This window comes from Aestuarium zhoushanense (assembly GCF_056431045.1).
Genome location: NZ_JBWKMA010000023.1, coordinates 314,670 through 335,247 on the forward strand (window position 1 = coordinate 314,670; position 20,578 = coordinate 335,247).

Here is a 20,578-nt window from a genome sequence, read left to right on the forward strand (position 1 = left end):
GCCGTTCGGGTCCGTTTCAGGGTCCCGAGCCAAATCGCCCGTTCTGTAAGCGAACGGAAATTTATCTCGTTTCCCATCTCAGGAAGGAATTATTGGGGCAACCCCAACCCTCCGTCTCGGACAGGACAGGGCCGTTACAGCCCTGCCATTTCACCGCCGAAGCGGTAAAAATTCTTAGTTACCAGTCGCGGATTCAACGCTTACAGAAACGCCCGGGCCCATCGTGGAGCTGATCGAGACTTTTTTCATGTATGCGCCTTTAGCACCGGTCGGTTTTGCTTTCTGAACAGCGTCAACGAAAGCAAGCAGGTTCTCTTCGAGTGCTTTCGCGTCGAAGGAAGCTTTACCGATACCAGCGTGGATAACACCAGCTTTTTCAACTTTGAACTGAACCTGACCGCCTTTAGCTGCTTTAACAGCTTCAGCAACGTCCATGGTCACAGTGCCGATTTTCGGGTTCGGCATCAGGTTGCGCGGACCGAGAACTTTACCCAGACGACCGACGATCGGCATCATGTCCGGAGTTGCGATGCAACGTTCGAACTCGATTTTGCCGCCCTGAACGATTTCCATCAGGTCTTCTGCGCCAACGATGTCTGCACCAGCAGCTTTAGCTTCCTCAGCTTTGTCGCCACGAGCAAAAACAGCAACGCGAACAGTTTTACCTGTGCCGTTCGGCAGGTTGACAGTGCCACGAACCATTTGGTCAGCGTGACGCGGGTCAACACCGAGGTTCAGCGCAATCTCAACGGTTTCGTCGAATTTGGCAGAAGCGTTAGATTTAACCAGAGCGATAGCGTCAGCTACCTTCAGGTTCTCTTTGCCTTCGAATGCAGCGCGTGCTGCTGTGATACGCTTACCAGCCATCTTACTTCACCTCGATGCCCATGGAGCGAGCCGAACCCAGAATAATCTGCATCGCGGCTTCGATCGAGTTTGCGTTGAGGTCCTTCATTTTGGCCTCTGCGATTTCTTTCACCTGAGCAACGGTGACAGAACCTGCAACTGCTTTACCAGGGGTTTTGGAACCCGACTGAAGCTTAGCAGCTTTTTTGAGGTAATAAGATGCCGGCGGCGTCTTGATCTCAAAGGTGAAGGATTTGTCTTGGTAGTAGGTGATCACGGTCGGGCACGGAGCGCCCGGCTCCATGTCAGCGGTCTTCGCGTTGAAGGCCTTCGTGAATTCCATGATGTTGATGCCGCGCTGACCCAGCGCAGGACCTACGGGCGGGGAAGGGTTTGCTTTACCTGCAGGAACCTGCAGCTTCAGCTGACCCATTACTTTCTTGGCCATCGGCCTCTCCTTTTTCCAACACCCTCCGCACGCGTGCGTCAGGTTAATCGTTGTGTGGTCCAGCCTTACGAGCGCGCTCGCTCAGCCTCCCACGTGATAAACTCAGTACTGTTTAGTAACCTGAGTAAATTCCAGCTCGACCGGCGTAGCGCGGCCGAAGATCGATACCGTCACCTTCAGGCGCTGGCTGATCTCATCCACTTCCTCGACCATGCCGTCGAAGTCTTCGAACGGACCGTCGTTAACCTTGACCTTCTCACCCACTTCGAAGCTGATCTCGACGCGCGGCGCTTCTTGACCTTCTTCAACGCGGCCAAGGATCGCCTGAACTTCTGCATCGCGCATCGGCATCGGGCGGCCCTGAGGACCAAGGAAACCGGTTACCCGGTTGATCGAGTTGACGAGGTGATACCCCTCATCAGACATTTCCATGTGAACCAGAACGTAACCCGGCATAAACCGACGCTCAGTGGTCACTTTCTTACCGCGACGAACTTCGATCACCTCTTCAGTCGGGACCAGAACTTCATCGATTTGGGCCTCAAGACCCTGCTCTTCAACCTTGGCACGGATCTGCTCGGCGATCTTCTTCTCGAAGTTCGAGAGCACACTTACCGAATACCACCGTTTCGCCATGTCTCCGACACCTCGCCGTACTGGGCCCGTTTAGGCCGTAAATTCCATTATAACACAGCAGCTTGCGCCACCGTTCCCGGACAAAAGAAAATCGGCGCGCAACACGATTCGCCGCACGCCCATCCGGAGTTTGTGGCTATTACCGCCGTAACCCTATGATTACAAGGGGGGTTAGCCGATTTTCGCTGATGGGCGAATTAACGATTAAGGATCAAATCGTACAAACCGAAACGGATCAGCATGTCCGTTGCGGAGAAGAACAGCGCCAAAAGCACGGTCATCACAAAGACCATAACAGTCGTCAGCACGACTTCGCGGCGGGTCGGCCAAACCACTTTCGCAATCTCTGCGCGGGTCTGTTGGATGAATTGAACGGGGTTAGTCCGTGCCATGATGTATCCTCTGCGTTACGGGCCGCATTTACGCAGTTCAGGCGGGCAATTCAACCCTTGCCTTAAGCGGCACCTCAGGCGGGGCGGATCACATCAATGTCGGGAAACTGACAAATGGTGTCGAATTGCCTCTGATAATCCAAAGCCGCCGCATCCTTTGTCGCCTGATCATAAAGAGTGAACCGCGGGCGATCAGGCCCAACGGGTAACTTCTTGCGTGCGTCCATCGCCAATGCACCCTCGCGCCCCTCCTGTGCCCAAGCCATAACCTGTTCGACCGCCTGTACAGACAGACCCGCGTGCAATGTACGCCCAAACGGTTTGACCGTTCCGCCTAGCTTCCAGCGCAACATCCGTTTCATCAGGGTCGGAAAGACCTGATGGTAGTCCTCATAGCGCCACACATGCAGCGATACGTTGGGAATCGCCGAAATCGCTGCCATCATGTGAGCCCAATCAACCTGATCGGGCTGATGCTGCGCGAGAAACTGATCAGGCGGCAGAAACTTCCCAGCAAAGAGGGTTTGCGAATAAGCCGATTCTAGGAACGTGTCGGGCTGGCGGACCGCAAGGAACACGCGCACAGCCACGCCTGGAAAATTTGAGGCGAGATCCGAAATGCGTTCTGCAGCCTCACTGTAAACGGGCAACGCCAACGTGCCATCATCGCGATGCAACTGCCCCAGAAAGTTCTCTTCGGACAGCAACACGCGCCAACCCGACTTTGCTAAGAACTTGAGCTGATCCATTGGCTCACGTCGCGCTGCACGCCGCGCGCCCCAACGGGTCAAACCAAACAAATTAGGGATGTTTCGACCACGTTGACGCAAATAATCTGGACCATAAGCCCGAACGCCAGCGGCAATAATCTCTTCTTGGTGATTGAGGATCGAACGCTGCAAATGCGTCGTCGCAGTTTTGTGCGGACCGAGATGCAAGGAAAGTTCGATCTGTCGAGGCACTAAGAACTCCTCTTAGGTCCAACTAGGACCGAAGTGGCAGGGGCAGCAGGGTTCGAACCCGCGACCTACGGTTTTGGAGACCGTCGCTCTACCAGCTGAGCTATACCCCTATGGCCGAGGCGGTGATTAAAACAGGCAACAGGGGGAATCAAGGCCCCAAATTGCCTTTCGTCACAATCCTTCACTTCCGATGACGAGTAAACAACCGCCAAAGCCCTAAAAGGCTGATCTGAAGAACGAAAATTCCGACGCACCACAGGCAGAGGAGGAAGAAGGCATGAGCATTGCTTACACCCGGCATCCCGCCAACATTCACGCCAAATAGCCCCGTCAAAAACCCGAGCGGCAAGAAAACCGCTGACAACATCGATAGGACAAAGGTGTTTCTATTCACCTGATCGCTTAGTTGGCCTGACAATTCTTCACGCAACACAAGAGCTTGATCACGGAGTTCGTCCATATCTTCGGCCACGCGCGTCATCTTGAGCATTTCTTCTTCGATTTCGCGGCGCGTATCGTGATCAATCACCTTGGAGGGCGATTCTGCGATTGTCTTGAGCGCATCTCGTTGCGGCCCCACATATCGCCGCGCAGCGATCACTTGGAGGCGCAGGTTGGCCACATCCTGCCGCAAGTTCACGCCCCTCTCCCGAATAACCCGATATTCGAGGTCGTTCGCCGTCGAGTCGAGTTCGGATTGAAACTCGGAAATGCGAGCAACGAGGTCTTCTGCCAAAAGGACGAGGAACTCACCCGCTGTGGCTGGCCCCTGCCCGCCCTCCATCATCTCTTGAAGCTTCTCAATTGCCATCACCCGTTTTCGGGCAACGGTCACAATCCGATGGTCGTCGATGTACATTCGGACGGACACCATGTCCTCGGGGTCTTCGCCTTCGTTGAAATTGATCCCCCGAAGGATCACAAACATCCCGTCGCTTAGCGTTTTTGCGCGAGGGCGAGTATCGACATCCAACAACGCCTCTCTGGCCTGCAGGTCGAGATAGTCCAACTCGTGGGATATCCAATCTGCCGCATCAGGGTGTTTCCCGTCGATGTGCGCCCACGCCAGTCGATCTTCCCGCAAGGCTTGCGCGATGGTCTCATCTGCCGACGGGTCCAGCCACTGGCCGTCTTGCAAAACGCGCGAAAATAGAACGGGAGTATCTGACATGTGCGCCTCTGTTCAGGTCTGCCCCAACCAAACCAAGTCAGAACGCAAAAGAAAAGGGCCGCCCTCTTTAGGACGGCCCTTCGTGATTTTCAAATCAATCGCGAATTAAGCGAGGATTTTGGAAACAACGCCCGAACCAACGGTACGGCCGCCTTCGCGGATCGCGAAGCGGAGGCCTTCTTCCATTGCGATCGGCGCGATCAGCTCTGCCGACAGTTTCAGGTTGTCGCCAGGCATAACCATCTCGGTGCCTTCCGGCAGGATGCAGGTACCGGTGACGTCAGTCGTACGGAAGTAGAACTGCGGACGGTAGTTCGCGAAGAACGGAGTGTGACGGCCGCCTTCTTCTTTGGTCAGAATGTAGACCTCAGCTTCGAACTTGGTGTGCGGGTTAACAGAACCCGGCTTACACAGGATCTGACCACGCTCAACGCCGTCACGGTCAACGCCACGCAGAAGCGCGCCGATGTTGTCGCCTGCTTCACCACGGTCAAGCAGTTTGCGGAACATTTCAACGCCAGTACAGGTGGTGGTTTTGGTGTCGCGGATACCAACGATTTCGATCGCGTCGCCAACGTTGATTACGCCACGCTCAACACGACCGGTCACAACAGTACCACGGCCCGAGATCGAGAACACGTCTTCGATCGGCATCAGGAACGGCAGGTCAACTGCACGTGCCGGAGTCGGGATGTAGGTGTCTACGGCTTCCATCAGAGCGCGGATCGAGTTCTCACCGATCTCAGGGTCGCGGCCTTCCATAGCAGCCAGAGCCGAACCTTTAACGATCGGAATATCGTCGCCAGGGTAGTCGTAGGACGACAGAAGCTCACGGATTTCCATCTCAACCAGCTCGAGCAGCTCTTCGTCGTCTACCTGGTCAACTTTGTTCATGTAGACAACCATGTGCGGGATGCCAACCTGACGACCAAGAAGGATGTGCTCGCGGGTCTGCGGCATCGGGCCGTCAGCAGCGTTAACAACCAGGATCGCGCCGTCCATCTGAGCAGCACCAGTGATCATGTTCTTAACATAGTCAGCGTGGCCTGGGCAGTCGACGTGTGCGTAGTGACGGGTCTCGGTTTCGTACTCAACGTGAGCGGTCGAAATGGTGATGCCGCGTGCTTTTTCTTCAGGTGCGCCGTCGATCTGGTCGTATGCGCGGAAGTCACCAAAGTATTTGGTGATTGCTGCGGTCAATGTGGTTTTACCGTGGTCAACGTGGCCAATCGTGCCGATGTTAACGTGCGGTTTGTTACGTTCAAACTTACCTTTAGCCATCTGGTTGGCGCCTCGTGATTTCGGGGGCCTATCCACAGGCCCGTTTCAACATCGCGGGCGATGTATTGGCAAAAGGAACGGAAATCAAGAGTCAGTTGACGGGTTCTTGCGGAACTTCTGTCGGTGTTTCCAACGAAACCGTCCCCTCAATGATCGTCGGGTCATCCTCAAGAACCTCTGGAACGCCACCGAATTGGTCAGCGTGCTCGCGCATGTATCGCTCAATAGCCCTTGCTGCGTTGAACGCGAGCCCGTCGATCTGTTCTTCTCGGGATCGTGTCAGGCCAGAGCCCAGAATTGGCGTGCAGCACGGCTCAAAGACCGTCATTTGAATCGGCTCTTCGTTCAATTTTGATTGGGTGGCGTCCTCGATGAAGGTCACGCCAATCACCAGAACGGATTTCGGCGAATAGATCAGCGGAATGCCGGGCATGGCAACGACGTAGCCCTGAACTCCGACAGCGACATGGAACCAAGCGTCGCCATCATACCGACCGAGGCGATTCTGGATCGCGCCCTCAACGGCTGCTTTCCATTCCTCATTTGTTACATCGCGCGAAAACGGCCCTTTGGTCGGGTCATTGGCTACGGTGATATTGTACCCCATTAGGAAATTGCCGATCGGCTCGGGAGCCTCCGTAAGGTCATCGCGCATCCGCCCGCAGGCGCTCACGAGAACGCACAGGGCGAGCAGGGACAGAACTTTGCGCATCAAATGACCTCCGAATATTTCAACCTTGATCGGTAAAGGACGGGACAGCTCCACACAAGCGTGTCCAGCCTTCACATTTAGGTAAAGCGGTTGTCACGCGGGAAGCCGCGCGGCGCCATTCGACCAGACCCCGCCCGTTTGCCGAGCCACTCTGCGAGATCAGGTTCGGTGCGGGTACGGCCTGCTGGATCGCGCCACGATAGCCCTTCGGCCAGCGTAAATGTCGTCGCATCCGACAAACCACCGTCTTTGTATTTCTGCAGTCGAACGCCCTTGCCGCGACCCATTTCAGGCAGTTCATCAATCGCAAAGACGAGAACCTTACGGTTTTCACCGACAACGGCGACATGATCGCCCGCGACTGGCTTCACGACCTTTAGCACAACGCCGTCTTTGACGTTCAGCACTTGTTTGCCTGCACGGGTCTGCGCGATCACATCGTCCTCTGCGACGACAAAACCATCACCATCCGACGAGGCAACGAGGAGCTTACGCCCTGCCTTAGCCGTAAAGATGTCGACGATTTCGGCTTCGTTGGGGAGATCGATAATCAGGCGAACAGGTTCGCCCATACCGCGACCACCAGGTAGGTTCGCGCCGAGAACAGTAAAGAAGCGGCCGTTCGACCCAGCCACTATCAACTTATCGGTCGTCTCCGCATGGAATGCAAAACGCGCCTCATCACCGTCTTTGAACTTGAATTCGGAATCGAGGGCCTGATGCCCCTTCATCGCGCGAATCCAACCCATTTTCGAACAGATCACCGTTATCGGTTCACGTTCGATCATCGCTTCCATCGGTACATCTTCGACCATGCCTGCTTCGGCAAAGGTCGTTAGGCGCTGACCGCGTGGAGCGCTATTGCCGAACTGTTTGCGCGTTTCACGCAGTTGTTCGGAAATTTTCGCCCATTGTTTGTCTTCGTCACCCAACAGCTCGGCAAGCTCTTCGCGCTCTGCCAACAGCGCATCACGTTCACGGACCAGCTCCATCTCTTCGAGACGGCGCAAGCTGCGCAGACGCATGTTGAGGATAGCTTCGGCCTGAACCTCAGTGAGTTCGCCGCCTTTAGACGGCAGCGGCGACACGTAGTCTTTTTCAGAGGTCGCACGCACTCGCTTGGTCGACCAATCCTCGCCCATCAAAGCGGCTTTGGGATCGTTGTCGTAACGAATAATGTCGATCACGCGATCAAGGTTGAGGAAGGCAATGATCAAGCCTTTCAACACCTCTAAACGGTGGTCGATTTTATCCATACGGTGCTGGCTGCGGCGCTGCAGAACGTCGCGACGGTGATCGAGGAACGCCCGCAGGACTTCCTTCATCGAACACACCTTCGGCGTCAGCCCGTCAATCAGCACGTTCATATTCATGCTAAACCGAACCTCTAGGTCTGAATTGCGGAACAGCATGCCCATCATCACTTCGGGATCGACGGTCTTTGCACGCGGCTCGAGCACGATGCGAACGTCATCTGCAGATTCGTCACGCACATCAGCGAGCAGCGGTACCTTTTTAGTCTGAATGACCTCGGCCAGCTTTTCGATCAGCTTGGACTTCTGAACCTGATAGGGGATTTCCGTGACAACGATTTGCCACATCCCACGCCCTAGGTCCTCAATCTCGAATTTCGCACGCAGACGGATCGAGCCGCGGCCCGTGCGGTAGGATTCAGCGATGCTCTCACGGGTCTCAACGATCACGCCACCTGTCGGGAAATCTGGACCCGGAACGTAATTGAGCAGCGTTTCATCCCGCGCATCTGGCGCTTTGATCAGATGCAGACACGCGTCAATCAATTCGTGAATGTTATGCGGCGGGATGTTCGTCGCCATACCGACTGCAATGCCCGACGACCCGTTTGCCAACAGGTTCGGGAACGCCGCAGGTAGAACAATCGGCTCATCAAGCGTACCGTCATAGTTCGGACGAAAATCGACAGCGTTTTCGTTCAGACCATCGAGCAGCGCTTCAGCAGCAGCGGTCATCCGCGCTTCGGTGTATCGGCTCGCCGCTGGGTTATCGCCGTCGATGTTACCAAAGTTACCCTGACCATCCACGAGCGGATAACGGACGTTAAAGTCCTGCGCCAAACGCGCCATCGCATCGTAAATCGCCATATCGCCGTGCGGGTGATAGTTCCCCATCACGTCACCGCTGATCTTAGCAGACTTACGGAAACCGCCTGTCGACGACAGTTTCAGTTCGCGCATCGCAAAAAGGATTCGGCGGTGAACAGGCTTTAGACCATCACGCGCATCGGGCAACGCACGGTGCATAATCGTGGACAGTGCGTATGTCAGGTACCGTTCACCAATTGCGCGGCGAAGGGTTTCCTTATGCTCGGTAAAGCCGATTTCGGTGTTGTCTGTGCTGTCGGTCATACATGTTGTCTAACGGCTGGTCTTTTCTGTTTCCAGCGCGATTTGCGCCAAAGTCATTTTCGACCATTTTACAACACTTTCAGAGACCACTCATTCTCTGGTTTTCAATCGTGACGCTATGCGCGAAAAGTGATACATTAATCATGTTACGGTTGTGTTGGGGGATGTTTCCGTGCGTATTTTTTTGACTGCCAGTTTTCTATTTTTAGGTCTCGCGTTTTATGAATTGTCAGGCGGGGCCGATTTCGAAGCCGAAGTGCGGCCCGAACGTAGTCGCGAAGCGATTATTGACGTAACTCGCGATTCCGCTGATCTGCCAGACGGCTTTGCCTCTAGCACCGTTTTGGTGTCATTAGATCAGACCGAAGTGGCCGAAATTGCCGAGCCTACCCCAGTTCCAGAGGTTATCTTTGACGTCAGAACCGTCGCTGGTGCGGGTGTGAACATGCGGACTGGTCCGGGAACCAGCTATGGCATTTCGGCTAGGCTAGATCGCGGCACCGAGGTTGAGGTTCTCGAAACCCTCAGCAACGGTTGGGCACATTTGCGCGTTATCGAGACGGGACGCGTTGGATGGATGGCTGCACGCTTTCTTGATGAAAACGACGCTTGAGATCAGCGCGACATAAAGCGACAAGTCGGTATGACACAGAAATCCATTCTTATCACCGGCTGCTCTTCTGGAATTGGCTATGACGCCGCACATGGCCTTCGTGAAGCGGGCTGGCATGTCTTTGCCAGCTGCCGCAAAGCCGAAGATTGTGATCGCCTGAAGGCACAAGGCTTTGACGCGCCGCAGATCGACCTCGCCGATCCTGAATCGATCCGCAGTGGTCTTGCCGAAGTGCTCGCTGCCACGGGCGGCACATTGGATGCGCTTTACAACAACGCTGCCTTTGCTTGCCCTGGCGCCGTTGAGGATCTGCCCGCTGGTGCATTGCGTGAGATTTTCGAAACGAACCTCTTCGGCACCCACGACCTGACGCGCGAAGTGATCAAGGTCATGCGCGCCCAAGGCCACGGACGCATCATCAACTGTTCTTCCGTTCTCGGCCTCGTAGGTCTCAGCTGGCGGGGTGCCTACGTCTCGACCAAATTCGCATTGGAGGGATTAACCGATGTGCTGCGCATCGAAATGCGCGACACGCCGATCAAAGTCATCCTGATCGAACCCGGTCCGATCACGTCCAAGATCAGGGCAAATGCGATTCCACATTTCGAGAAATGGATCGACACCGCGAACTCCGCACGTGCCGCCCAATATGAAACGCTGAAGGCACGCCTCTATGAGGACACTGGCCCCGACACCTTCGAATTGCCCGCATCGGCCGTGACGAAAAAGATTTTTCACGCTCTGACGTCGGCCAATCCAAAGCCGCGCTATTACGTCACAACACCGACCTATCTTATGGGCAACCTCAGACGGTTACTGCCCACGCGCCTTCTGGATTGGGTGATCGCAAAAGGCTGAAACCCTTTTCTTTCCAACCTTGCGTGATACATCGGTATCAAATCACAGAGGGAGCCCGTTATGTTCAACGAGCCATTTAAGTTCATCGTCCTGATTGCGGTTGTGGCCGTAGCCCTCATTTTGATGTGGGGCCTCGGGACCTTTGGCGTTGGCAAAGCGGACTCTGGCAAGCAATCGAACAAGATCATGCGATACCGCATCTACGCGCAGGCCGTTGCGGTGGCTTTGATTGCTGCAATTTTCTACCTGCGCAAATAATTTCTACCTGCGCAAATAACAGGGGTTCAGAATGGTCGTTCTCAACAAAATCTACACTAAGACTGGCGATGCAGGTGAAACTGCTCTCGGTAACGGTAGCCGCGTGGCCAAACACTCTGCCCGCGTTACGGCCTACGGAACTGTGGATGAATTGAATGCGACCGTGGGTATGGCCCGCCTGCATGCAAGCGCCGAGATCGCGGCGCAGCTTTCAGCAATCCAGAACGACCTGTTTGACCTTGGCGCAGACCTGTGCCGCCCTGACATGGAAAAAGATGCAGACGCGCCCTACCCCGTATTGCGCATGGTCGAGAGCCAAGTTGATCGCCTTGAGGCTGAGATTGACGCCATGAACGCGCAGCTCGAACCGCTCCGCAGTTTTATTCTACCGGGTGGATCGGCCCTGTCGGCACATCTTCACCTGTGCCGCACCGTTGCCCGCCGCGCTGAACGTCTTTCGGTCGAATTGGCGAGCATGGAATCCGTCAATGACATTGGCGTGAAATACTTGAACCGTCTGTCAGACTGGTTCTTTGTTGCCGCTCGCATGGCGAATGACGCGGGCAAATCCGACGTTCTGTGGGTGCCTGGCGCGAACCGTTGATTGCCTGATTCCAACAGAATCAGTCGCCCAGACAAACTCTACGACCAATTGCTCATGCCGCGGCGCAACATAGTTGCGTCGCTAACAGTCCTATTATCATGAGCTATACGCATTGAACCGATGCAAAACGTGGCGTCTTAGCGTCTTGCCGCGTCGATTTTGCACTGTTTTCCATGTTCTGCGCTTGCTAACAACCTACCGAGAGTGTCCCTTGAGTGGCACATTTAAAAGGGAGATTACCGCCGATGAAGGTCCTCGTGCCTGTTAAGCGCGTGATTGACTATAACGTGAAAGTTCGCGTGAAAGCGGACGGCACGGGAGTTGATCTTGCGAACGTAAAAATGTCGATGAACCCGTTCGACGAGATTGCTGTTGAAGAAGCGATCCGTCTGAAAGAAGCAGGCAAAGCTGACGAGATCGTCGTTGTTTCGATCGGCGTAAAGCAAGCGCAGGAAACCCTGCGGACTGCTCTGGCGATGGGTGCTGACCGCGCAATTCTTGTGACCGCTGCGGACGACGTTCACACGGACATCGAACCTCTCGCTGTTGCGAAGATCCTCGCCGCTGTTGCGAAAGAGGAAAATCCGGGCCTGATCATCGCAGGTAAACAAGCGATCGACAACGACATGAACGCAACTGGCCAGATGCTGGCAGCGCTCTTGGGTTGGTCGCAGGCGACCTTTGCGTCGGAAGTTGCTGTTGATGGCGACACCGCAACGGTTACCCGCGAAGTCGACGGCGGCCTGCAGACCGTTAAGGTTAAAATGCCTGCCGTTATCACCGCTGACCTTCGCCTGAACGAACCGCGTTATGCGTCGCTGCCGAACATCATGAAGGCGAAGAAAAAGCCTCTCGATGAGAAAACCGCAGCAGACTACGGCGTAGACGTGTCTCCGCGCCTGACCGTTGTCAAAACCTCCGAGCCGCCGGTTCGTCAGGCTGGCATCAAGGTTGGTTCGGTTGACGAACTGGTATCGAAACTCAAAGAAGCGGGGGCACTCTAATGGCTGTTCTTCTTCTCGCAGACGTTGCGAACGGCCAATTGGCCAAAGACGCAGTATCCAAGACCGTTTCCGCGGTTGCGGCGCTGGGTGATGTGCATGTTCTCGTTGCTGGCGAAGGCGGTGACGCTGCTGCTGCCGAGGCTGCGACCATTGCAGGCGTGGCAAAGGTTATCTTTGCTGGCGACCACGGCTTCTGCCACCTTATGGCCGAACCGACCGCTGACCTGATCGTGTCGATGGCTGGCGCATACAGCCACATCGCAGCACCTTCGGCGTCGGATGCGAAAAACATCCTGCCGCGCGTTGCAGCCCTGCTAGATGTGATGATCCTGTCGGACGTGACGGCTGTTGTTGACGGCGACACATTCGAACGCCCGATCTACGCAGGCAACGCCATCCAGACCGTGAAATCGGCTGACAGCGTGAAGGTCATGACCATCCGCACCACCTCGTTCGAGGCAGCGGCTGACGGCAACTCTGCCCCTGTTGAAGGACTGAGCACTGCAGCCTCCACCGGCCTGTCAGAATGGGTTGAGGACAAAGTTGCAGCAAGCGACCGTCCAGAACTCACCTCGGCCAAGATCGTCGTATCGGGTGGACGTGGTGTTGGCTCCGAAGAGGACTTCAAAATCATCGAAGCTCTCGCAGACAAACTGGGCGCAGCTGTTGGCGCATCGCGCGCAGCGGTCGACTCTGGCTTTGCACCGAACGACTGGCAGGTTGGTCAAACGGGCAAGGTTGTGGCTCCTGAAGTATACATCGCTTGCGGTATCTCGGGCGCGATCCAGCACCTTGCTGGTATGAAAGACTCGAAGATCATCGTTGCAATCAACAAAGACGAAGAAGCCCCGATCTTCCAAGTCGCAGACTTCGGCCTCGTCGCCGACCTCTTCGACGCCGTGCCGGAACTGACCGGGAAGGTTTGATCCTTCGGGACAAATGACATAAGAACAAAACCCGCGCTTTTAGCGCGGGTTTTTTCATGACCGATTGATCAACGGAACAATCTTCTGAGCCGCAATCGCATGGGCCCTGACAGGAAGACGTTCAGCAGCGGCGGGCATCTCACCGTCTGGCACAATCAGCCCCGCGCATCCGTCTGGAAGCATGGGTTCAACCTCAACAATCCCTTTCACCAGCGGCCGCAACATTTGCACCATCGATCGCGTAATAAACATCGGGTCGCCGCGAAACGGGTCTGATCGCTGATACCAAGGGGCATTCGTGAGCGGCCGATCCGACCACCAGAGCAGCACCACACGCCGCCCGACCGTCGTCAACATTGTCCGCATCCGCGACAACCACGCCAATTCGAGCTCCGCTTGAATCGTTGCAAACCGTTTCGGTGATCGCAGGAACAGCGCGGACAGCATATGCCGCGTAAAACTATACTCGGTGAAATCGATATCAGGATAAAGCGCGCGCAACACAGTCGACGCCTCAATGAGGCGATCATTCCTGCGGGGGTGAACGCGGTAAAATCTGTTCGATAGGTTTTGAGCACCTGTAATTTGGATCACGGAAAGCTCCGCACGACGACAAAGCTCCATCATCGTGGGATCATTCAACTGAACGTCCACTGAACCGTTCGGAACCCCTAAGTTAACACAACTGCGCTTTGTTTCACGCTCGACCAAAACTGGAAGCGGCCTCTCGACATACTTCCCAAAGACATCCGTGCCGCCCACAAAAGTGATATACGGCTTGTCGGTCGGACGCTTGGGCCCGCGAAACAGTAATCGCGACCCACCATACCTACACACAGCATAATCGAGGCCCGCTGCCTCCAGTTTTTCATGTCTCATGGCTCCCACCAGTTTTCACTCACCACTGCTGAGAGTCGGCCCCAAACCTTGCCAAATGGATAAACTTGGGAATTAGAACAATGTTTAAGGAAACTGCCGCCTTGAACGTTTGCCCATTGCGGACATATGGTTCCCCAGAACAGATCAGAGGGCAAAGCCATGGCGATTAACAAAGTAGGCGTTGTCGGCGCAGGACAGATGGGCAACGGCATTGCTCACGTGTTTGCGTTGGCCGGATACGATGTGATGATGACTGACATCAGCGCGGACGCCTTGGCCGCTGCCGTCGCATTGATCGACAAGAACATCACGCGTCAAGTGTCCAAAGGTGTTGTCACCGAGGAAGACAAAGCCGCTGCGATGGGCCGTATTTCGACGACGCAAACGCTTACCGATCTTGGACCTTGCGATCTGATCATCGAGGCAGCGACTGAACGCGAAACGGTCAAGCAAGCGATTTTCGACGAACTGCTCCCTCATATCACGCCGACAACGATCCTCGCATCAAACACGTCGTCCATTTCGATCACGCGCCTCGCCAGCCGCACTGATCGACCCGAAAAATTCATCGGCTTCCACTTTATGAACCCAGTGCCAGTGATGCAGCTGGTCGAATTGATCCGTGGCATCGCAACCGATGACGAGACTTACCAGCAATGTCAGGAAGTCGTTGAAAAGCTCGGCAAAACCTCCGCAACGTCCGAAGATTTCCCCGCATTCATCGTGAACCGCATCCTGATGCCGATGATCAACGAAGCCGTCTATGCCCTTTATGAGGGCGTGGGTAATGTGTCCTCCATCGACACATCGATGAAACTGGGCGCCAACCACCCGATGGGCCCACTGGAGCTCGCCGATTTCATCGGCCTCGACACGTGTCTGGCGATCATGAACGTTCTGCACGAAGGCCTCGCGGATACGAAATACCGCCCTTGCCCGCTGCTGACCAAATACGTTGAAGCGGGTTGGTTGGGTCGCAAAACCAAACGTGGTTTCTACGATTATCGCGGCGATAAGCCCGTTCCGACCCGTTAATCACATGCGTTCAATCCCGCTATGATCGAATGGCAGGACGAAGGCGCTCTTCTTGCTTCGCGCGTGCATGGCGAGACCTCGATGATTATCGAGGTTTTTACGCTGTCCAGAGGGCGTCACGCGGGCGTAGTGCGTGGAGGTGCAAGCCGCAAAATGGCGGCAACGCTTCAGCCCGGCTCGCAGGTTTCAGTGACATGGAAAGCCCGCCTCGACGATCACCTCGGTAGTTTTACGATTGAGCCACTGCGCAGTCGGTCGGCGCAGGTAATGTCAGATAGACTTGCTCTCAGCGGACTTGGGGCGGTTTGCGCCCTACTATGCCAATCCTTACCAGAGCGTGAGAAACATGAACCGCTCTATAACCGGACTGTGCAACTTCTTGATCTACTAGGTCAGAACGACGTTTGGCCGCTCGCTTACCTGCATTGGGAAATGTCACTCCTCGATGAGCTCGGCTACGGATTAGACCTTTCCGCATGCGCTGTGAGAGGGGTGAACGAGGACCTTTCCTATATTTCACCCAAATCTGGCCGAGCGGTAAGTAAAGAGGGTGCTGGGGAATGGGCGAACCGCCTATTGCCCTTGGTGCCCGTGATGAAGGGCGAAGGCGATGCATCTGGCGGGGAAATCGCGCGCGCCCTCGGAACGACCGGATATTTCATCGAAAATCGTCTATTCGGAACGCAAACGAGCCGCGAAGTTCCCGCGGCTCGTCAGAGATTGATCGACGCAATAGCGCGTCTTGATTAGCCCAAGATACGGCGTGCGATAACCTGCGCCTGAATTTCGGCAGCACCTTCAAAGATGTTCAGGATGCGAGCATCACAAAGGATACGGCTGATCTTGTATTCCAGAGCAAAGCCGTTGCCGCCGTGGATTTGCAGACCGTTATCCGCACAGGCCCATGCAATACGCGCACCGAGAAGCTTTGCCATACCAGCTTCGAGGTCACAGCGACGATCCGCGTCTTTCTCGCGAGCCGAGAAGTAGGTCAACTGACGCGCGATCATAATTTCAACGGCCATCATCGCCAACTTGCCCGACACACGCGGGAAGTTGATCAACGATTTGCCGAACTGTTTGCGGTCAATCGCATACTGCATCGCCACATCCAGAGCGGACTGTGCAACACCGATCGCACGCGCGGCAGTTTGGATACGCGCAGATTCAAACGTCTGCATCAACTGTTTAAAACCGTTGCCCTCTTCACCGCCGAGAAGGTTTTCGCCCTTAACTTTGAAGTTATCAAAGCCAAGCTCGTATTCCTTCATCCCGCGATAACCGAGAACCTCGATCTCACCGCCCGTCATGCCTTCGGTCGGGAACGGATGTTCGTCAGTTCCCGGTGTCTTTTCAGCGAGGAACATGGACAGACCTTTGTAGTCCGTCGTGTTCGGATCGGTGCGGGCCAGCAGGGTCATCACATGCGTACGAGCCGCGTGGGTGATCCATGTTTTGTTACCAGTGATCCGATAGTCGCCGTTTTCGTCTTTCACAGCACGGGTGCGGAGCGAACCAAGGTCAGAGCCCGTGTTAGGCTCAGTGAATACCGCAGTCGGAAGAATCTCAGCAGACGCAAGTTTTGGTAGCCAGTTTTCCTTCTGCTCTTGCGTACCACCTGCAAGGATCAGCTCAGCGGCGATTTCGGAACGAGTGCCGAGCGAACCGACGCCAATGTAACCACGGGACAGTTCTTCGGAGACGACGCACATGGACGCTTTGGACAGGCCAAAACCGCCGAACTCTTCGGGGATGGTGAGACCAAAGACACCCATTTCCGCGAGTTCTTCGATGATCTCCATCGGGATCAATTCGTCCTTGAGGTGCCATTCGTGGGCAAACGGCTCCACTCTTTCCAACGCGTAACGGCGGAACTGGTCGCGGATCATCTCCAGTTCTTCATCCAGACCGGATGCACCAAACATGGTCGAACCGGCTTGATCCTGCATGATCTCGACCAAGCGGGAGCGAGCCGCTTGCGAGTTCCCAGCACACACGAGTGCAACGACTTCTGGCTGGGCAAGCGTATCCGCAACACCGAGATCAGAGAGGCGCAGAATTTCACCCTGCGACATTGGGATGCCGCCTTTGATCTGCGCGAGGTATTCGCCAAATGCGATCTGGAGAATGATCTGTTCGACTTCGCCGAATTTGCCCTCGGCATTCAAACGATCAGCCCAGCCGTGCATTTCTTTCAACGCTTCGACATATGTCGCCAACCACGCGAGGCCATGCGCAACCGACTGATGTTCCTCGACCAAACCGCCAGACACGCGACCATCGACGCTCACCTTGGATCGCACTGTGTCTTTGGCCGTCGAAAGAAGTTCTTCGAGGGGTGCAAGCGTTGCACCAGTTAGACCCAAAAGGTTCTCAAGAATGGGCGAGGTTGTCATAACGATATCCTGTCCGTCGTGGGGCATGTCGCGCTCCTTATTGTGCTAGTGCAGAGATAAACTCTTCGCAACTGCAGCGCAACTTAATTTCGTTTAGACAAAAGTCAAAGAACATAAATGTCGCGCGGGATTTTTCGTGCGAAGCGAACAACTTAGCGATATGCACCTAGCCTATGGATAGTATTTTTTCCCTGATTTCGCCCGAACTTCTGGTCTTTGCCTTCGCTGTGACGCTCGTTGCGGGCGTCGTTAAGGGGGCTATCGGATTCGCGATGCCGCTCATCATGATCTCTGGAATGGGCATTCTCATTGACCCGAAAGTCGTGGTGGCGGGGATCATTCTGCCTATCGTGATGTCCAATATTTTGCAGATCGCAAAGGCGGGTTGGGCAGAGGCAAGAGACGCGCTGCGCGAGTATGGCCTGTACGTTCTGATCGTCTGCGTGATGATCCTAATCACCTCGCAATTCGTGGCCTATGTTTCGCCTGACACGATGCTCTTGGGCCTTGGCATCGTCGTGACCGTGCTCTGCATCATTCAGATTTCTGGCGTTAAGCTGCATATCAAGCCCGAACATCGGCGGAGCGCGTCCATCGTTGCTGGGTTCTTATCAGGCACGCTTGGTGGTTTTGCGGGCACGTGGGGCCCAACAACAGTTCTTTATCTGGTTGCCGTCAACACGCCCAAGGCACGGCAATTCGTTGTTCAAGGCGTGGTGTACGGATCTGGCGCTTTCATGCTTCTAGCTGGGCACCTCAAGTCTGGAATTCTTAACATGAATACACTGCCGTTTTCCGCGATCTTGCTCTTGCCCGCATTCGCTGGCATGTGGATCGGGTTCCGTATCCATGATCGCATTGATCAGGCCTTGTTCCGCAAGGCGACCCTATGGGTGCTGCTCATAGCAGGTGTAAACCTAATCCGTCGCGGCTGGATGGGGTGACTAGGACAGAAGTCCCTCACCCGAGCAAAGCGCATCAATTGTCAGCCCAGCCGGCGGCGGCACGACATCGAATTCAGCGATGAAATGCGTCTGGCCGCCCTGCTCGACAGAGAATGACCATGTTCCGACCAGCAACTCATACGGAAAATCGAAGCGATACATACTCAGTGAATAGGTCTGATCGTTAAAGTTCGGATACCAACGCTGTTCTGTCACGCCCTCTGCCCCCATCGGCGGATGACGCACGACAATCTCAGCACCAGGGAGCGTGACGCCTTCGGCCAGACGAAGCTGCACCCCAAACCCAAGGTCAGGAATAGCTGGAACAGTCGTTGTATGCGCAATGACCTGCGGTTCGCCGCTGATGGTATCAATGACACCATTTTCGGTATTTGGCGCAGGTTCGCTGCCCGTAATCTCGTACGGGCAATGCAACCCAATGTCCCCAACAACGATGGTGGGCTTTGACCGATACCCTTCGGCAAAGGAAACGGCAGGCATACAGAACAAAGCAACAAGGGGCACATATTTCATCATGGCTGCATGGTGCCCTTTCATTGGGCGAAGTCAATAAAAAGGGCCGGACAGTTTCCCGTCCGGCCCCTCAATTTTCTGCAACGTGGCATTAGCCGATTGCAGCTGCCTTCACGTCCTCATCAATGTAAGGAACATACTGAGCAAAGTTCTCAGCGAACATTTCAACCAGTTTGTGAGCTTGCGCATCAAACGCAGCCTTGTCGCCCCAAGTCGCGCGCGGATCGAGAAGTTTCGCATCAACGCCTTCAACAGTGACAGGCACGTCAAAGCCAAAGTTTGGATCCTTACGGAAGGTTGCTTCGTTCAGCGAACCGTCCAGCGCAGCGGTGAGCAGAGCGCGGGTTGCTTTGATCGGCATACGGCTACCTGTGCCGAATGCACCACCAGTCCAGCCAGTGTTCACCAACCAGCAGGTCGCGCCATGGGATGCGATTTTTTCCTGCAGAAGCTTACCGTAGACTTCCGGACGACGCGGCATGAACGGCGCACCGAAACAGGTCGAGAAGGTCGGGATCGGTTCGGTCACGCCAATCTCGGTGCCTGGGGTTTTCGACGTGAAGCCCGACAGGAAGTGGTACATCGCCTGAGCAGGTGTCAGACGCGCGATCGGAGGAAGAACACCATATGCGTCGCAGGTCAGCATGATGATGTTTTTCGGGTGACCGCCCAGCGCAGTATCAGATGCGTTGGAAATGTAGTGCAGCGGGTAAGCGCAGCGCATGTTGTCGGTGATCGAGTTGTCTTGGAAATCAAGAACCTTGGTCTCGTCGTCATAGACCATGTTTTCGATGACGGTGCCGAACATTGAACAGGTCGCGTAGATTTCAGGCTCAGCTTCTGCCGACAGATTGATCGTTTTTGCGTAGCAACCGCCTTCGAAGTTGAAAGTGCCACGATCCGACCAGCCGTGTTCATCGTCGCCGATCAGAACGCGGTCAGGGTCAGCGGATAGGGTGGTTTTGCCAGTGCCCGACAGGCCAAAGAAGATCGCAGTATCCACTGGGTTGCCAATCGCGTGGTTGGCAGAGCAGTGCATCGGCATGATGCCTTTTTCAGGCAGCAGGTAGTTTAGAAGGGTAAAGACCGACTTCTTGTTCTCACCTGCGTATTCAGTGCCACCGATCAGGATCATCTTCTTGTCGAAGTTCAACGAGATAACGGTCTCGGTGCGGCAGCCGTGCTTTTCAGGGTTCGCCTTGAAGGTCGGGCAGTTGATGATGGTCCATTCAGGGGTGAAGTTATCAAGCTCTTCACGCTCTGGACGGCGCAGCATGGTGCGGATGAACAGCGAATGCCATGCAAGCTCGGTCACCATACGAACGTCCAGACGATGCGCAGGATCGGCACCACCGAAAAGGTCCTGAACAAAGTAGTTCTTGCCCTTCATGTGCTCTAGCATATCGGCGTAGAGAACGTCGAATTTGTCGGCTTCCATCGGAGCGTTGTTTTCCCACCAAATGGTGTCTTCGACAGACGCGGTGCGAACAACAAATTTGTCTTTGGGCGAGCGACCAGTGTGTTTACCAGTAGACACGAGAAGCGCGCCGCCGTTGCCAAGTGTGCTTTCACCTGCCTTCAACGACTGCTCAATCAGCGCCGGCTCCATCAGGTTATAATAGACATAGCCCAGTCCAGTGATGCCCTGATGTTCAAGCTTCATGGTTGGGTTGACCCGTCCGTGGTCCATTGTCT

Annotated in this window: 22 protein-coding genes and 1 tRNA gene; 9 read left to right on the forward strand and 14 right to left on the reverse strand. The window is 55.1% G+C overall.

The window, feature by feature from the left end; all coding sequences use genetic code 11:
- Positions 1 to 174: 174 nt before the first annotated feature.
- The 10 genes from rplA to parC all read right to left on the reverse strand — a co-directional run bounded on the left by rplA (position 175) and on the right by parC (position 8,832).
- Positions 175 to 867, reverse strand: a complete 693-nt coding sequence (gene rplA, locus AC07ED_RS13190; protein WP_067548396.1) for a 50S ribosomal protein L1 — start codon at positions 865 to 867, stop codon at positions 175 to 177.
- Position 868: 1 nt separating this feature from the next.
- Positions 869 to 1,294 (reverse strand): 50S ribosomal protein L11, encoded by a 426-nt coding sequence (gene rplK, locus AC07ED_RS13195; RefSeq protein ID WP_067548392.1) that lies wholly within the window; start codon positions 1,292 to 1,294, stop codon positions 869 to 871.
- Between the two features lie 102 nt (positions 1,295 to 1,396).
- Entirely contained in the window at positions 1,397 to 1,930 is a 534-nt protein-coding gene (nusG, locus tag AC07ED_RS13200) for a transcription termination/antitermination protein NusG (protein WP_067548389.1), read from the reverse strand.
- A gap of 197 nt (positions 1,931 to 2,127) precedes the next feature.
- Positions 2,128 to 2,322 (reverse strand): preprotein translocase subunit SecE, encoded by a 195-nt coding sequence (secE, locus tag AC07ED_RS13205; RefSeq protein ID WP_105234113.1) that lies wholly within the window; start codon positions 2,320 to 2,322, stop codon positions 2,128 to 2,130.
- Between the two features lie 74 nt (positions 2,323 to 2,396).
- Positions 2,397 to 3,284: a hypothetical protein gene (locus AC07ED_RS13210; RefSeq protein ID WP_105234112.1), complete on the reverse strand. Its 888-nt coding sequence runs from the start codon at positions 3,282 to 3,284 to the stop codon at positions 2,397 to 2,399.
- A gap of 34 nt (positions 3,285 to 3,318) precedes the next feature.
- Positions 3,319 to 3,394, reverse strand: a tRNA-Trp gene (locus AC07ED_RS13215).
- A 71-nt stretch (positions 3,395 to 3,465) separates the two neighbouring features.
- A complete protein-coding gene (locus AC07ED_RS13220; protein ID WP_105234111.1) occupies positions 3,466 to 4,455 on the reverse strand; it encodes a zinc transporter ZntB in 990 nt (329 codons plus the stop codon).
- Positions 4,456 to 4,560: 105 nt separating this feature from the next.
- Positions 4,561 to 5,736, reverse strand: a complete 1,176-nt coding sequence (gene tuf / locus AC07ED_RS13225) for an elongation factor Tu (RefSeq protein ID WP_105234110.1) — start codon at positions 5,734 to 5,736, stop codon at positions 4,561 to 4,563.
- A 91-nt stretch (positions 5,737 to 5,827) separates the two neighbouring features.
- Positions 5,828 to 6,448, reverse strand: coding sequence for a hypothetical protein (locus tag AC07ED_RS13230; RefSeq protein WP_105234109.1), 621 nt, complete (start codon positions 6,446 to 6,448; stop codon positions 5,828 to 5,830).
- A 77-nt stretch (positions 6,449 to 6,525) separates the two neighbouring features.
- Positions 6,526 to 8,832 (reverse strand): DNA topoisomerase IV subunit A, encoded by a 2,307-nt coding sequence (gene parC / locus AC07ED_RS13235; RefSeq protein WP_105234108.1) that lies wholly within the window; start codon positions 8,830 to 8,832, stop codon positions 6,526 to 6,528.
- A 172-nt stretch (positions 8,833 to 9,004) separates the two neighbouring features.
- Between parC and AC07ED_RS13240 the strand changes: the two genes are divergently transcribed.
- The 6 genes from AC07ED_RS13240 (at position 9,005) to AC07ED_RS13265 (ending at position 13,095) form a co-directional block, all read left to right on the forward strand.
- Positions 9,005 to 9,445 carry an SH3 domain-containing protein gene (locus tag AC07ED_RS13240; RefSeq protein WP_245918103.1) on the forward strand — a complete coding sequence of 147 codons (441 nt, stop codon included), beginning with the start codon at positions 9,005 to 9,007 and terminating at the stop codon, positions 9,443 to 9,445.
- A 30-nt stretch (positions 9,446 to 9,475) separates the two neighbouring features.
- Positions 9,476 to 10,303 carry an SDR family NAD(P)-dependent oxidoreductase gene (locus AC07ED_RS13245; protein WP_105234107.1) on the forward strand — a complete coding sequence of 276 codons (828 nt, stop codon included), beginning with the start codon at positions 9,476 to 9,478 and terminating at the stop codon, positions 10,301 to 10,303.
- 60 nt (positions 10,304 to 10,363) lie between these two features.
- The gene (locus AC07ED_RS13250) at positions 10,364 to 10,561 is read left to right on the forward strand and encodes a twin transmembrane helix small protein (RefSeq protein ID WP_067548148.1); all 198 of its coding nucleotides are present in this window, start codon (positions 10,364 to 10,366) and stop codon (positions 10,559 to 10,561) included.
- 31 nt (positions 10,562 to 10,592) lie between these two features.
- Positions 10,593 to 11,165, forward strand: a complete 573-nt coding sequence (locus tag AC07ED_RS13255) for a cob(I)yrinic acid a,c-diamide adenosyltransferase (protein ID WP_105234106.1) — start codon at positions 10,593 to 10,595, stop codon at positions 11,163 to 11,165.
- A gap of 245 nt (positions 11,166 to 11,410) precedes the next feature.
- Positions 11,411 to 12,169 carry an electron transfer flavoprotein subunit beta/FixA family protein gene (locus AC07ED_RS13260; RefSeq protein WP_067548142.1) on the forward strand — a complete coding sequence of 253 codons (759 nt, stop codon included), beginning with the start codon at positions 11,411 to 11,413 and terminating at the stop codon, positions 12,167 to 12,169.
- Entirely contained in the window at positions 12,169 to 13,095 is a 927-nt protein-coding gene (locus AC07ED_RS13265; RefSeq protein ID WP_105234105.1) for an electron transfer flavoprotein subunit alpha/FixB family protein, read from the forward strand. Before AC07ED_RS13260 ends, AC07ED_RS13265 begins: the two co-directional genes overlap by 1 nt.
- A gap of 54 nt (positions 13,096 to 13,149) precedes the next feature.
- Here the strand turns inward: AC07ED_RS13265 and AC07ED_RS13270 are convergent, their stop codons facing one another.
- The gene (locus AC07ED_RS13270; protein ID WP_105234104.1) at positions 13,150 to 13,974 is read right to left on the reverse strand and encodes a DUF6473 family protein; all 825 of its coding nucleotides are present in this window, start codon (positions 13,972 to 13,974) and stop codon (positions 13,150 to 13,152) included.
- 159 nt (positions 13,975 to 14,133) lie between these two features.
- Here AC07ED_RS13270 and AC07ED_RS13275 point away from each other — a divergent pair, with 159 nt between their 5' ends.
- Both AC07ED_RS13275 and recO read left to right on the forward strand, forming a co-directional pair.
- Positions 14,134 to 15,009: a 3-hydroxybutyryl-CoA dehydrogenase gene (locus tag AC07ED_RS13275; RefSeq protein WP_105234103.1), complete on the forward strand. Its 876-nt coding sequence runs from the start codon at positions 14,134 to 14,136 to the stop codon at positions 15,007 to 15,009.
- Between the two features lie 21 nt (positions 15,010 to 15,030).
- Positions 15,031 to 15,759 (forward strand): DNA repair protein RecO, encoded by a 729-nt coding sequence (recO, locus tag AC07ED_RS13280; protein ID WP_105234102.1) that lies wholly within the window; start codon positions 15,031 to 15,033, stop codon positions 15,757 to 15,759.
- Here recO and AC07ED_RS13285 read toward each other — a convergent pair.
- Positions 15,756 to 17,432 carry an acyl-CoA dehydrogenase family protein gene (locus AC07ED_RS13285; protein WP_105234101.1) on the reverse strand — a complete coding sequence of 559 codons (1,677 nt, stop codon included), beginning with the start codon at positions 17,430 to 17,432 and terminating at the stop codon, positions 15,756 to 15,758. The two genes, recO and AC07ED_RS13285, sit on opposite strands and share 4 nt — an antisense overlap.
- A 146-nt stretch (positions 17,433 to 17,578) precedes the next feature.
- Here AC07ED_RS13285 and AC07ED_RS13290 point away from each other — a divergent pair, with 146 nt between their 5' ends.
- On the forward strand, positions 17,579 to 18,349 hold the full coding sequence (locus AC07ED_RS13290; RefSeq protein WP_105234100.1) for a sulfite exporter TauE/SafE family protein: 771 nt from the start codon (positions 17,579 to 17,581) through the stop codon (positions 18,347 to 18,349).
- On the opposite strand, the gene AC07ED_RS13295 is transcribed toward AC07ED_RS13290, so the two are convergent.
- Positions 18,350 to 18,886: a DUF3859 domain-containing protein gene (locus AC07ED_RS13295; RefSeq protein WP_158664460.1), complete on the reverse strand. Its 537-nt coding sequence runs from the start codon at positions 18,884 to 18,886 to the stop codon at positions 18,350 to 18,352.
- 88 nt (positions 18,887 to 18,974) lie between these two features.
- On the reverse strand, positions 18,975 to 20,573 hold the full coding sequence (locus tag AC07ED_RS13300) for a phosphoenolpyruvate carboxykinase (protein WP_105234098.1): 1,599 nt from the start codon (positions 20,571 to 20,573) through the stop codon (positions 18,975 to 18,977).
- Between the last annotated feature and the right edge of the window lie 5 nt (positions 20,574 to 20,578).

Coding starts and splice junctions, on each gene's coding strand:
- AC07ED_RS13295 (WP_158664460.1), bottom strand. CDS start 18,886: ATGATGAAATATGTGCCCCTTGTTGCTTTGTTCTGTATGCCTGCCGTT.
- AC07ED_RS13260 (WP_067548142.1), top strand. CDS start 11,411: ATGAAGGTCCTCGTGCCTGTTAAGCGCGTGATTGACTATAACGTGAAA.
- AC07ED_RS13270 (WP_105234104.1), bottom strand. CDS start 13,974: ATGAGACATGAAAAACTGGAGGCAGCGGGCCTCGATTATGCTGTGTGT.
- rplA (WP_067548396.1), bottom strand. CDS start 867: ATGGCTGGTAAGCGTATCACAGCAGCACGCGCTGCATTCGAAGGCAAA.
- AC07ED_RS13275 (WP_105234103.1), top strand. CDS start 14,134: ATGGCGATTAACAAAGTAGGCGTTGTCGGCGCAGGACAGATGGGCAAC.
- AC07ED_RS13265 (WP_105234105.1), top strand. CDS start 12,169: ATGGCTGTTCTTCTTCTCGCAGACGTTGCGAACGGCCAATTGGCCAAA.
- AC07ED_RS13250 (WP_067548148.1), top strand. CDS start 10,364: ATGTTCAACGAGCCATTTAAGTTCATCGTCCTGATTGCGGTTGTGGCC.
- AC07ED_RS13255 (WP_105234106.1), top strand. CDS start 10,593: ATGGTCGTTCTCAACAAAATCTACACTAAGACTGGCGATGCAGGTGAA.
- parC (WP_105234108.1), bottom strand. CDS start 8,832: ATGACCGACAGCACAGACAACACCGAAATCGGCTTTACCGAGCATAAG.
- AC07ED_RS13230 (WP_105234109.1), bottom strand. CDS start 6,448: ATGCGCAAAGTTCTGTCCCTGCTCGCCCTGTGCGTTCTCGTGAGCGCC.
- AC07ED_RS13290 (WP_105234100.1), top strand. CDS start 17,579: ATGGATAGTATTTTTTCCCTGATTTCGCCCGAACTTCTGGTCTTTGCC.
- AC07ED_RS13220 (WP_105234111.1), bottom strand. CDS start 4,455: ATGTCAGATACTCCCGTTCTATTTTCGCGCGTTTTGCAAGACGGCCAG.
- recO (WP_105234102.1), top strand. CDS start 15,031: ATGATCGAATGGCAGGACGAAGGCGCTCTTCTTGCTTCGCGCGTGCAT.
- AC07ED_RS13245 (WP_105234107.1), top strand. CDS start 9,476: ATGACACAGAAATCCATTCTTATCACCGGCTGCTCTTCTGGAATTGGC.
- AC07ED_RS13285 (WP_105234101.1), bottom strand. CDS start 17,432: ATGCCCCACGACGGACAGGATATCGTTATGACAACCTCGCCCATTCTT.
- nusG (WP_067548389.1), bottom strand. CDS start 1,930: ATGGCGAAACGGTGGTATTCGGTAAGTGTGCTCTCGAACTTCGAGAAG.
- rplK (WP_067548392.1), bottom strand. CDS start 1,294: ATGGCCAAGAAAGTAATGGGTCAGCTGAAGCTGCAGGTTCCTGCAGGT.
- secE (WP_105234113.1), bottom strand. CDS start 2,322: ATGGCACGGACTAACCCCGTTCAATTCATCCAACAGACCCGCGCAGAG.
- tuf (WP_105234110.1), bottom strand. CDS start 5,736: ATGGCTAAAGGTAAGTTTGAACGTAACAAACCGCACGTTAACATCGGC.
- AC07ED_RS13300 (WP_105234098.1), bottom strand. CDS start 20,573: ATGGACCACGGACGGGTCAACCCAACCATGAAGCTTGAACATCAGGGC.